The organism is Mesoflavibacter sp., from assembly GCF_964226795.1.
Classification (GTDB): Bacteria; Bacteroidota; Bacteroidia; order Flavobacteriales; family Flavobacteriaceae; genus Mesoflavibacter; species Mesoflavibacter zeaxanthinifaciens.
In genome coordinates this window covers 275966-289343 of record NZ_CAXQQP010000005.1, presented here as the reverse complement: position 1 = coordinate 289343, position 13378 = coordinate 275966, and the positions used below count along the sequence as shown (strand labels likewise).

Below are 13378 nucleotides of genomic sequence, written 5' to 3'. Positions count from 1 at the left end.
TAATTAAAATTTTTCTTTTTCTAGAATTACAAATTTAATGAATTTTTGAACTGCTTTTGTTCTTTCATCCAAGCGTCAAACTCTTCTTGAGTTTCTACAATAATTTTCATTTGCATATTGTAGTGAGATGTACCACAAATTTTATTACATAAAAGTAAGTAATCAAACTCGTAAGGTTCTAAAGCTTCTTCACCATTAGCAATAAGTTCTTTACTATTTTCAGTTCTTATCTTATTAATATTTGCAACTTTATCTTTAATTTCAGGTACTTCTCTCATTTCAGCAGTAGTTTTTGTTGGAGTAAAACTAAACTGAGTAATCATACCAGGAACACAGTTCATTTGTGCTCTAAAGTGAGGCATATAAGCTGAGTGAAGTACGTCTTGAGAGCGCATTTTAAATAATACTGGTTTACCTACAGGTAAGTGTAATTCTGTTACAATAACATCATCTTGGGCATTAGGATCAGATTCATCAACACCTAAGATATTAGCTTTATCTAAATCAATCAATCTTACGTTAGCTTTACCTAATGCGTTATCTGCTCCAGCATATCTTGCTTTCCAGTTAAATTGTTGTGCATAAAGCTCTACAACCATAGGATCTGCTTCTTCATCAACATTCATGATGCTAGTCCAAGTAAATAAACCTTGAATGATTAAACCTGCTAAAACTATAACCGGAATGATTGTCCATATAGCTTCTAATTTGTTGTTATCTGCAAAGAATAAAGCTTTTCTTCCTTTTTGACCTCTGTATTTAAAAGCAAAGTAGTGTAGTAAGAATTGTGTAACTGTTTGAACAAAGAAGATAACAAGTAAAGAGATTATCATTAACCTATCAACACTTGGTCCATGCTCTGATGCAGAATTAGAAAGTAACGGTAAATCACCATATTTTGCGATGCAAACAATAGTTATTGCATAAATGAAGATTAAAAAACCTATCATTAAGTAACCGTTTACTTTGTTGTCATTATCATTAGCAATTTGGTTGTTCTCTGTAGATTTACCCGTTTGAGTCAAATCAAAGATTTTAACCATTTGCCAAATGGCAACGAAAATAAATATTAAAACTAAAATTGATATTAAAGCCGTCATTGTTGTCGTTCTTCTTTATTTGTTTTTTTATTAATAATGGAAATGTTCACTTTCTTTTACAAAAGGATTTCCTTTTGCTGTTAAAGGTGCTTTTGATATTGCATAGAATACTAACAATAAGAATAATCCAGCAAATAATAATATTGAACCTATTTCTGGTACACCAATAAACCATCTATCTCCTACTGTTGCAGGCATAATCATATTAAATATATCAAGATAGTGACCTGCTAATATTACTACTCCTGCCATTACTACAAACCAAGGAATACGTTTGTAATCACTATTCATTAATAATAATAGTGGGAAAATAAAATTCATTGCTACCATACCAAAGAATGGTAATTTATAATCTTCTATTCTAGTTACAAAGTATGTTACCTCTTCTGGAATATTTGAGTACCAGATTAACATAAATTGAGAGAACCATAAATAAGTCCAGAAAATACTTATACCGAACATGAATTTTGCTAAATCATGAATGTGACTATCATTTACTTGTGGTAATAAACCTTTAGATTTTAAGTAAATTGTAATTAATGCTATTACAGTAATACCACTTACAAACATGCTTGCAAATACATACCATCCAAATAATGTAGAGAACCAATGAGGATCAACACTCATAATCCAGTCCCAAGACATCATAGATTCAGTATAAATAAAGAATACTAAAAATCCAGCTGCAATACGGAATGATTTTTTGAAATTAGAGTTATCTCCAGCTGCTGCTTCATCTTGAGCTAAAGAGAATTTACGAGCAAAGAATCGGTATATACTCCAACCTGCTATAAAAATAATACCTCTAATTAAGAATCCTGTAGAATTAAGCCAACCAGATTTTCCTGCTACTAATTTGTCAAAGTGTTCGCTTTCTGGATTAACCATGTCTGGATTCATCCAAACAAAAATATGATCTCCTGCCATCATTGCAATAGCTAGAACAATTATTGCACCAGGTAAAAGGTAATACGTAATACCTTCCATTACTCTAAATAATAAAGGAGACCAACCTGCTTGTGCTGCAAATTGAATTGCATAAAATGCTAATACACCTAATGCTATCATCATAAAGAAAAATGCAGCCACATATAATGCTGACCATGGTCTGTTATGTATTTGATGTTGAACATGTTTTGCATGCTCGTCACCGTGATGAGCATCTGTACTTGAGTGATGTCCAGCATCTTCTAGTGCTCCATGCGAGTTTGTATCATGTGGATTGTCTGAATGGTCATTACCTCCTTTAACAACATGCTCTTCTGTTTGATGAGAATCGCCATGACCTCCATGACTTGCTTCTGCCGCTAACATTTCTTTTACTTGGTCTAATGTTTTATGAGAATTCATAAAACCATAGGTTACCCCTAAAAGTCCTAAAACAATTAAGATACCAGCAAAAATCTTTAGTCTATTTGAAAACGTGTACATATCTTTATATAAACTTTATCTAAATCTTATTTTTCTAAATTTGCTTTTAAGCTTAATACATAAGCTACAACTTGCCAACGCTCTTCTTCATTTAGTTGATTAGCATAACTACCCATTGCATTCTTACCATAATAGATAACATGGTAAATACTACCTTCATTTATCGCTCTACCTGCATCTGCATAACTAGGAACTCCAAGTATTTTTTCTCTCTTTACTAATTGTCCTTGTCCTGCACCTTTATTACCGTGACAAATACCACAATAAATATTGTAAAGTTCTTTACCTCTATTTAAATCAACTTGAGTAGAATCTAATGGACTTGTTAATTCAGCTTTAGCTAGATTGTATCCATCAGTGTCTCCTGCATAATCAAAAGGCATATATCCTCTTGAGATTGTTCCTTCAACAGGCAATTGTCCTTCTTTACCGTTTGCAAAAGCATCAGACTCTTGATAAGTTTCGTAAGCTACAGATTCATACATATTTGGCATGTACTCGTAATTGGGTCTTGTCTTTTTATTACAAGACGTAAACGATACTGCAATTAAGGCTACTATTGTTATTTTAATTAAATGTTTCATTGTATCTAATTAATGAGCTTTATCAACTACGTTAATTTCTACTGCACCAGTTTCTACTAACAAGTTATGTAATTCGTTTTCGTTTCCACTAACAGGTATTTCCATTAAAAAATGGTCATCAGTAGTTCTAGGATCAGGGTTTTCAGCTTTTTTGAAAGGCCACATTCTACTTCTTAAATAGAATGTAATTACCATTAAATGAGCTGCAAAAAATACTGTAAGCTCAAACATAATTGGTACAAATGCTGGCATGTTTTCTAAGTAGCTAAAACTTGGCTTACCTCCAATGTCTTGAGGCCAGTCTTCAATCATGATAAAATTCATCATTAAAACTGCAACTGTTAAACCTACACAACCGTATAAAAAAGCTGTTATTGCTATACGTGTTGGTGCTAATCCCATTGCCTTATCTAGTCCGTGTACAGGAAAAGGAGTGTAAATTTCTTCTATATGATGTTTTGCAGCTTTAACCTTTTTTACTGCGTTCATTAAAACATCATCGTCGTTATAAATAGCGTGAATTACTTTTGAAGCTTCCATATGCTACTTTTAGTTTATTAAATTTTTAGCTTGTCCTGACCAATCATCACGTTCTGCTCTTCCTGGGAAAGAACCTGTAATTTCATCTAACAAGTCGTATTCTTTCTTTGTCATCTTACTTACTTGAAGGTAAGTATAAATACCTATACTGTTAAGTACTTCTTCCATTTTAGGACCAATACCATTGATTTTCTTTAAATCATCAGCAGTTTGTGTTGCTGGGTCAAATGTTCCTATTCCTGAAAGTAAATTACTTACTTTTTCAGTGTTTTCAGGTTTTGGTAATGCTTCTGTTGTTGGAGCTGCCTCTACTTTAGGTGCTTCTACTTTATTATAAACAGAAGTTCTTTTGTCTGCGCCTGTTCCTACTAAACTGTCACCTCTTTCTCTTATGTTTTTATAGCGTTGTCCTGAAGATTTCAAGATTGTTTTAACCTCTGCTTGTGCTATTACAGGGAACGTACGAGAGTATAATAAGAATAATACAAAGAAGAATCCTATTGTACCTACAAAAATACCTATATCTACAAAAGTTGGAGAGAACATTGTCCATGAAGACGGTAAGTAATCACGGTGCAATGATGTAACAATAATTACAAAACGCTCAAACCACATACCTATGTTTACAACAATAGAAATAAAGAATGAGAACATAATACTTGTACGTAGCTTTTTAAACCACATAAACTGTGGAGAGAATACGTTACAAGACATCATCATCCAATATGCCCAAGCGTAAGGTCCAGTTGCTCTGTTTAAGAATGCATATTGCTCAAATTCTACTCCAGAGTACCAAGCTACGAAAAGCTCCGTAATATATGCCACACCTACAATAGAACCAGTAATCATAATTACGATGTTCATTAATTCGATGTGTTGTACTGTAATATAATCTTCCATATTACACACTTTTCTCATAATGATAAGAAGTGTATTTACCATTGCGAAACCAGAGAAAATTGCTCCAGCAACAAAATATGGAGGGAAGATTGTTGTATGCCATCCTGGTATAACAGACGTTGCAAAGTCAAACGATACAATGGTGTGTACCGAAAGTACTAATGGTGTTGCTAAACCTGCAAGTACTAAAGATACTTCTTCAAAACGTTGCCAGTCTTTTGCGCGACCTGTCCAACCAAAACTTAATAAACTATATATTTTCTTTTGAAATGGCTTTATTGCTCTATCACGTAACATTGCAAAGTCTGGTAGTAATCCAGTCCACCAGAATACTAATGATACTGACAAATACGTAGAAATTGCAAATACATCCCAAAGTAATGGCGAGTTAAAGTTAACCCATAACGATCCAAATTGGTTTGGAATTGGTAATACCCAATATGCTAACCATGGACGACCCATGTGAATAATCGGGAATAAACCAGCTTGAACAACAGAGAAAATTGTCATTGCTTCTGCAGAACGGTTAATTGCCATTCTCCATTTTTGACGGAATAATAAAAGTACTGCTGAAATCAGTGTTCCTGCGTGACCAATACCAACCCACCAAACGAAGTTAGTAATATCCCAAGCCCAGTTAACTGTTCTGTTTAATCCCCAAGTACCAATTCCTGTTGATACGGTATAAATAATACAACCTATTCCCCAAAGAAAAGCAACAAGAGCAATTGAAAAAACAATCCACCATTGTTTATTTGCTTTACCTTCTACAGGAGCAGCGATATCTACTGTTACATCGTGATACGATTTCTCGCCGGTAACTAGAGGTCTTCTAATAGGTGCTTCGTAATGAGACGCCATAATCCTTATATAAGTGTTTCTTAGTTAATTTATGATTCTGTAGTATTTCTTACTTTAGTATGGTACATCACATTTGGTTTTGTACCTACATGCTCTAGTAAGTGATACATTCTATTATCTTCTGTAAGTTTTGCAACTTTACTTTCTTTATCATTGATATCTCCAAAAATCATCGCTCCACTACTACAAGCTGCAGAACATGCTGTTTGGAACTCGCCATCTTTAATCTCACGTCCATCACGTTTAGCATCAAGAATGGTTTTTTGTGTCATTTGAATACACATAGAACATTTTTCCATTACACCACGAGAACGTACTGTTACGTCTGGATTAACAACCATACGACCTAAATCGTTATTCATGTGATAATCAAACTCATCGTTTCCATTGTATAAGAACCAGTTAAAACGACGTACTTTATATGGACAGTTGTTAGCACAGTATCTTGTACCTACACAACGGTTATATGCCATATGGTTTTGACCTTGTCTACCATGAGCTGTTGCTGCAACTGGACAAACAGTTTCGCAAGGTGCATGATTACAATGTTGACACATTATTGGTTGGAAAGCCACTTGAGGATTATCCGCTGGATGTTCTAATTCTCCAAATCCACCTAATGATCCGTTATCTCCAAATAGTCCAGAGAAACCTTCTTTCTTTTCATCATCAGCTTCAAAAGTTTCTTCAGAAGAATAGTATCTATCAATACGTAACCAATGCATATCACGACTACGTCTTATCTCTTCTTTTCCTACTACAGGAACGTTGTTTTCAGCATGACATGCAATAACACATGCTCCACATCCTGTACAAGCGTTTAAGTCTATAGATAAATTAAAGTGGTGACCTATTGATCTATCAAATTCATCCCATAAATCTACTTCTGGTGAAGTCACCGGAGTTTCTTCATGGTTTAATGATACTTCTGGAATTGGGTTCCAATAATGTTTATCTTTAGTATTAAATATTTCTAAAGTTGTTTCTCTAACAATATCACCACGACCCATTAAGGTGTTTTGTAATTGTACGCAAGCAAACTCATGCATTCCAGTAGCTTTTTCTACTGATACAGATTGCACATTGTTAAAGTCTTTATATAAAGGATAAGCGTTTACACCTGTTTGCATTTCTTCTTTTAAACCAGCTGTACGACCGTATCCAAAAGATAAACCAACAGATCCTTTTGCTTGCCCAGGTTGAATAATTACAGGAACTGTAACACTTACTCCATTGGCTTTTACAGTAGCATAACTACCATTTAAAGCACCTGTAGCTTCATGTTCATTTACTAATCCCCAAGCTTCAGCATCTGATTTTGATACTGTTAAATAATTATCCCAAGATGTTCTAGATATTGGATCTGGAAACTCTTGTAACCATGGATTATTAGCTTGTTGTCCATCTCCCATACCTGTTTTAGTGTAAAGCACTAATTCAGTACCGTTAGATTTAGCTGAAGACGCTAAAGCTCTTGCAGCATTACTTGCAGGTGTTTCATCTTGCTCAACTTCTTCAGTTTCTGAAACTTCAGCTGAGTTAATTGAACCTACAAATATTCCATCGTGTAATGCTTTGTTGAATGAACTTCCATTAAGTACACCTGCATTCCACGTAGTTTTGATATATTCATTTAAAGAAGAATCGTTACCGTTCCACTTTAATAATGCTTCTTGAAATTGTCTTGTATCAAATAAAGGACGAATTGTTGGTTGCATTAAACCATAGTGTCCTTTTTTGAATTCTACATCTCCCCAAGACTCTAAATAATGTGGTGCTGCAGCAAGATATTCTGAAACAGATGCAGTTTCATCTTCTTTCATTGTAAAGTAAATTGAAAGATCTGTTTTCTTAATTGCTTCAGCAAAATCTTTAGCGTTAGGTAAAGTATACATTGGGTTTACACCACTCATAATTACCGCTCCAACTTTACCAGCTTTCATATCTGATATTAAAGTTTGAACAGCTTTTGCATTACCTTGACGTGTTTTTATAGGTGTTTTAGCATCAAATGCTTTACTATTTAAAGCTTCGTTAATTTCTAAAACAACTGTTTGAGCGTTTACATCTTGAATACCAGATACTAGCACACCATTGCTTCCTGCTCTTTTTAATTCTGAAGCTACTTTTTGAACAGCCTCTTTTACATTTGCTGGTAGTGCATTAGCATTTACAGATCCACCTACAATTAAACTATGTAATTGCGCTAATACTAATTTTTGGTTAGTTGGTGTAACAGGAACACGCTTATCTGCGTTTGCACCAGACAAAGACATGTTAGATTCAAATTGGATATGACGAGACATCTTACCGTCTTTTGGTATACGTCCTTGCGCATATCCTGCATCAAATCCTCCACCTTGCCAATCTCCTAAGAAATCTGCACCAACAGAAACTATGGTCATCGCTTTAGAAAAATCATAATTAGCTAAACCACGCTCTCCGTATTTAGCTTGGAAAGCATCTAAAGCAGCAGATTCTGAAACAGCATCATAAACCACATGGTTTACATTACCATAAGCTTCAGTAAATTCAGCTACTAATTTGTTGGTTGATGGACTAGAGTATGTTTGAGTCAACAAAGCAATTTGCTTTCCTGACGCTTTAATTTCATTTAATTTTTTTGAGGTTTCAGCATCAAAATCAGACCAAGAGATATTATTACCTCCTTTTTTTGGTCCTTGAAGTCTTAAGCTATCATACAAATCTAAAACTGAAGCATTCACTCTTGCATTAGCACTACCGTGTGTTGGTGCTAAAGTGTTATTTTCAATTTTAATTGGACGACCTTCACGAGTTTTTACTAAAACACTAGCATAATCAAAACCATTTGCAATTACAGTAGCATAATAGTTAGCTACACCAGGAACGATTCTTTCTGGCTGAACTACGTAAGGAATTGATTTTACAACTGGTCCTTCGCAAGCCGCTAAAGAAGCAGCAGCTGTACTAAAACCAACATACTTTAAGAAATCACGACGTGTTGTTGAAGAACTCTCTAACTTATCTTTATCTCCTAAAAACTCGTCAGTTGGAATTTCTTGAACAAATTCGTTTTGTTTTAGCGTCTCAACAATAGAGCTATTCTCATTTAGCTCCTCAACACTTTTCCAGTATTTCTTGTTTGATGACATATTATATAATTGAATTTATTTCTTATTAATAATTAATAGTGACATTTACCACATTCTAATCCACCCATTTGAGCAGCAGTAAGGTTTTCTACACCATACTTTTTAGATAATTGCTCGTGGATTTTTGTGTAATAAGCATTGTCTTTAACTTTTACATTGGTCTCTCTGTGACAGTTAATACACCATCCCATTGTTAATGGTGCATGCTGACTCATAATTTCCATTTCTTCAACAGGACCATGACATGTTTGACACTCTACACCTGCAACAGTTACGTGTTGTGAATGGTTAAAGTATGCAAAGTCTGGTAAGTTGTGTATTCTTATCCATTTAACTGGAGAAGTTTCTCCTGTATATTTTTGTTCAGCATCATCCCAACCAACAGCAGCGTAAAGCTTTTTGATTTCTGCATTGTAATCAACTCCATATTCAGCTAAACCTTCTTGTTGGGTTTCTGGTGCCACTTCGTAAATTGATTTATGACAATTCATACAAACGTTTAACGAAGGAATACCAGAATGCTTACTAACTCTTGCTGAAGAGTGACAATATTTACAATCTATACCATTTTCTCCAGCGTGAATACGGTGAGAATAGTGAATTGGCTGTACCGGCTCGTAACCTTGATTAACACCAACTTGCATAAAGTAACCGTAGACAAAATATGCCGAAGCTAACAACAACACAATTACACTTACCAATACTAAAAATTGATTTTGAATAAATGCTTTCCAAATCGGTGTGCGTTTTGTAGATTCTAGCTCAACTCCTTTTGCTTCAGCAAAGCGACGTAATGTTTTGTTTACTAAAAATAATGCGATTGCTAATAAAGCAAACAACAAACCTAAAGCACCTAAAATAATATCGTTTGAAATACCACCTTCTACTTGAGCTGTTCCTGTTTCTGCTCCAGGAGTTGGCGCTGGTGGCGGAGCTGCTTCTGTAGCAGTGTATGCTAAGATATTATCTATATCTGCATTAGATAATTGAGGAAATGGAGTCATTGCTGCACCACCATACTCTTCATAGATTTTATTAGCATAAGCATCTCCAGACTTAATCATTGATGGACTATTCTTAATCCAAGTGTATAACCACTCTCTATCTAAGCCTTCTTCTTCAGAAAGACGCTGCTCTACATTACGTAGCGCCGGACCGGTCATTTTCTTATCAAGCTTATGACAAGCCGCACAATTAGCATTAAACAATGATTTTCCTGCTACAGGATCGCCATCTTGAGCGAAAAGCGAGGTAGAAAAAGTTAGTAAAAAAATTAAGCTTAAACGAAGGGAATTAATGCCTAACTTACGGTGAATCACCTGTTTCATATTATATATTGAATTTACTTCTTGACTTTGGTATGATTTTTTCATCTATATTTTACAAACACAGTTATAAAATGCGCTATGCAAAAGTAATATTTAAAGTCGATTTTAGAAATGTTAGCGAACTGTTAATTGGTAATTTAGAGTAATTCTAAATAATAAATTAACTAATAAATAAGTTTATAAAATTTACATTTGCATTAAACAAAGATAAAAATGAATAAAATTAATACCTTAAAAACCTTATTGTTAACAACTGTTATTATTCTATTTAGTAATGAAATATTTGCTCAAAATGGAAACATTACCGTTAATGAAGACGATAAATTGACTAAAGTTATCGAGATTAAAAAAGATCTAAATAAGGAGAATACAGATTTTAATAAATATAAAATTCAGATTTTCTCAGGCTCATTAGCAGCAGCTGAAAAAGAGAAATCGAAATTCATAAATTCTTATGAAAAATGGTCTTGTGAGTTAGTTTATGAAACGCCAAATTACAAGGTATGGATAGGTCGTTTTAGAAGCAGATTAGAGGCTGATAGAGCGCTTATTGAGATTCAAAAAAAATTCCCTTCAGCATTCATTTTTAAACCTAAAAAAGACAAAGATTAAGGCTGTTTTTTAACTAAAATAAAAAAGCGATTCTAAAGATATTAGAATCGCTTTTTTTTTATGATTTAAGTTAAAATTACTTTAACTTCTTTTTTACTTCTACTTCATGGAATGCTTCTATAACATCTCCAATTTGAATGTCGTTATAGTTTTTAATCTGAAGTCCACAATCGTATCCTTTAGACACTTCTTTAACATCATCTTTAAAGCGTTTTAGAGAAGCTAATTCGCCTGTATGAACCACAACTCCATCTCTAATAATTCTAACCTGAGATGATCTTAAGATTTTACCATTAGTTACCATACATCCTGCAATTGTACCAACTTTAGACACTTTAAACAGTTCTCTAATTTCTACAGTACCTGTAACTTCTTCTTTAACTTCTGGAGATAACATACCTTCCATAGCGTCTTTAAGATCGTTAATAGCATCATAGATAATTGAGTATGTTCTGATATCTACTTCTTCTTGATCTGCAATTGTTCTTGCATTACCAACTGGACGAACATTAAATCCAATAATGATGGCATCTGAAGCTGATGCTAATAACACATCACTTTCTGTAATTGCACCGACACCTTTGTGTAAGATTTTAACTTGAATTTCTTCAGTTGAAAGCTTTTGGAATGAGTCTGTTAATGCTTCTACAGAACCATCCACATCTCCTTTAAGAATGATATTTAACTCTTTAAATGTTCCTAAGGCAATACGACGACCAATTTCATCTAATGTTAATGTCTTAGTTGTTCTTACATCTTGCTCACGTTGTAATTGCATACGCTTGTTTGCAATTTGTTTAGCTTCACGTTCATCTTCAAAGACATTAAACTTATCACCTGCTTGTGGTGCGCCATCTAATCCTAAGATTGATACTGGTGTTGATGGCCCAGCAACTTCTACATCATGACCTCTTTCGTCATGCATTGCTTTAATCTTACCACTATGTTTACCAGCTAATACGTAATCTCCAATTCTTAATGTACCTGCTTGTACTAAAACGGTTGCGACATAACCACGTCCTTTATCTAAGAACGCTTCTACAATTGTACCAACTGCAGGTTTATTTGGATTTGCTTTAAGCTCTAATAATTCTGCTTCAAGCAATACTTTTTCTAATAAATCTTTTACTCCTGTTCCTACTTTTGCAGAGATATCGTGAGACTGAATTTTTCCTCCCCAATCTTCTACAAGTAAGTTCATGTTTGCTAAACCTTCTTTAATCTTATCTGGATTAGCTGTAGGTTTATCTATTTTGTTAATTGCGAAAACAATTGGTACTCCTGCAGCTTGTGCGTGAGCAATTGCTTCTTTTGTTTGAGGCATAATATCGTCATCAGCAGCTGCTACAATTATTGCAATATCTGTAACTTGTGCACCACGAGCACGCATTGCTGTAAAGGCTTCGTGACCTGGTGTATCTAAAAAGGCTATTTTTTGTCCATTTTCGAGCTCTACACTATATGCTCCAATGTGCTGAGTAATTCCTCCTGATTCTCCTGCTATTACATTTTCTTTACGAATATAATCTAATAAAGATGTTTTACCGTGATCTACGTGACCCATAACAGTTACGATTGGTGCACGAGATTTTAAATCTTCCGGTTTATCTTCTACTTCTTCAATAGACTCTTCTATATCTGCAGTTACAAATTCTACTTCATAACCAAATTCTTCTGCTACAATAGTTAATGTTTCTGCGTCTAAACGCTGATTCATTGTTACCATCATACCAAGAGACATACATGCTGAGATAATAGATGTTACAGGTACATCCATCATTGTTGCAACTTCGCTTGCTGTAACAAACTCTGTTACTTTAAGAATTTTACTATCTGCTTGTTCTGCTTGTAAGTCTTTTTCGGTTTTTTCTCTGTGCTGCTCTCTTTTTTCTCTTCTATATTTAGCACCTTTACCTTTGTTAGACTTTCCTTGAAGTTTTTCTAAGGTTTCGCGGATTTGCTTTTGTACTTCTTCTTCGCTTGGTTCTTCTTTTACAGGAGCGCTTTTACGTCCTTTTTTACCTTTAAACCTGCTGTCTTTTTTATTATTGTTATTATTTCTGTTATTACCAGAGTTGTTGTTATCTCCAGGTTTAGAAATACGTCTTCTTTTCTTTTTGTTTGAAGAATCGTTAGATTTTTTATCGTCTTTCTTTTTCTTAGGCTTATTGAATTGAGAAAGATCTATTTTATCTCCAGCTATTTTTGGACCAGAAAGCTTTTTATATTGGGTCTTTATGGTTTCTTCTGCTGGTTCTGATTTTACTTCTTCAGCTTTTGTCTCTTCAGTTTTTGGCTGTTCTTTTTTAGGCTCTTGTTTATTTTCAGCTTCAACTTTAGACTTTTCTATTTTAGGAGCAGCAACATCTTCCTTTTTAGAAACTTCTTTTGAGACTTTTTCTTCTTTTGGCTTAGGCGCTTCTTTGGCTTTTTCTACGGTTGGCTTTTCTTCTTTTTTAGCCTTTTTACCTTGGTCTAAGTCGATTTTACCGACAGTTTTAGGACCAGAAAGTGTTTTTGAAGCCTTAACAACTTCTTGCTCTTTTTTAAGAGCTTCTTCTTTTGCTGCTTTTGCTGCTTTTTCTGCCTCTTCTGCTTTCTGCTTTGCCTCTAATTCTTTTTCGCGCTTTAGCCTAAGTTCTTCTTTTTCTTTATTCTTTTCTTCATTTACTTTTTGAGACTTGATTTTTTTATTTGCATCTGTCTCAAATTCGTCAGAAAGAATATTGTAAGTGTCTTGCGAAATTTTTGTAGTAGGACGCTTCTCTATTTCGATACCTTTAGAATCCAAGAATTCTACAGCACGATCTAAAGAGATGTTAAGCTCGCGTAATACTTTATTTAATCTAATTGTTTCAGCCATAAATTGCCTTTAACCTTGTTTTTTT

General features: G+C 34.2%; 9 protein-coding genes. 1 reads left to right on the top strand and 8 read right to left on the bottom strand.

The window, feature by feature from the left end; genetic code table 11:
• Positions 1-26: 26 nt before the first annotated feature.
• From ACEQT4_RS03555 to ACEQT4_RS03525, 7 genes are read right to left on the bottom strand one after another with little or no spacing between them, the layout of a single operon-like run.
• Positions 27-1100, bottom strand: coding sequence for a cytochrome c oxidase subunit II (locus ACEQT4_RS03555; RefSeq protein WP_027879456.1), 1074 nt, complete (start codon positions 1098-1100; stop codon positions 27-29).
• Positions 1101-1130: 30 nt separating this feature from the next.
• Positions 1131-2531 (bottom strand): quinol:cytochrome C oxidoreductase, encoded by a 1401-nt coding sequence (locus ACEQT4_RS03550; protein WP_370226043.1) that lies wholly within the window; start codon positions 2529-2531, stop codon positions 1131-1133.
• 26 nt (positions 2532-2557) lie between these two features.
• A complete protein-coding gene (locus tag ACEQT4_RS03545) occupies positions 2558-3115 on the bottom strand; it encodes a cytochrome c (protein ID WP_223075984.1) in 558 nt (185 codons plus the stop codon).
• Between the two features lie 9 nt (positions 3116-3124).
• The gene (locus tag ACEQT4_RS03540; RefSeq protein ID WP_027879459.1) at positions 3125-3655 is read right to left on the bottom strand and encodes a DUF3341 domain-containing protein; all 531 of its coding nucleotides are present in this window, start codon (positions 3653-3655) and stop codon (positions 3125-3127) included.
• A 9-nt stretch (positions 3656-3664) separates the two neighbouring features.
• On the bottom strand, positions 3665-5416 hold the full coding sequence (nrfD, locus tag ACEQT4_RS03535; protein ID WP_106677451.1) for an NrfD/PsrC family molybdoenzyme membrane anchor subunit: 1752 nt from the start codon (positions 5414-5416) through the stop codon (positions 3665-3667).
• A 29-nt stretch (positions 5417-5445) separates the two neighbouring features.
• The gene (locus tag ACEQT4_RS03530) at positions 5446-8550 is read right to left on the bottom strand and encodes a TAT-variant-translocated molybdopterin oxidoreductase (RefSeq protein WP_370226041.1); all 3105 of its coding nucleotides are present in this window, start codon (positions 8548-8550) and stop codon (positions 5446-5448) included.
• Between the two features lie 32 nt (positions 8551-8582).
• Positions 8583-9878 (bottom strand): c-type cytochrome, encoded by a 1296-nt coding sequence (locus ACEQT4_RS03525; protein WP_027879461.1) that lies wholly within the window; start codon positions 9876-9878, stop codon positions 8583-8585.
• A gap of 213 nt (positions 9879-10091) precedes the next feature.
• Between ACEQT4_RS03525 and ACEQT4_RS03520 the strand changes: the two genes are divergently transcribed.
• Positions 10092-10490, top strand: coding sequence for an SPOR domain-containing protein (locus tag ACEQT4_RS03520; protein ID WP_370226040.1), 399 nt, complete (start codon positions 10092-10094; stop codon positions 10488-10490).
• Positions 10491-10566: 76 nt separating this feature from the next.
• On the opposite strand, the gene infB is transcribed toward ACEQT4_RS03520, so the two are convergent.
• Positions 10567-13353, bottom strand: coding sequence for a translation initiation factor IF-2 (infB, locus tag ACEQT4_RS03515; protein WP_370226039.1), 2787 nt, complete (start codon positions 13351-13353; stop codon positions 10567-10569).
• Positions 13354-13378: the final 25 nt, after the last annotated feature.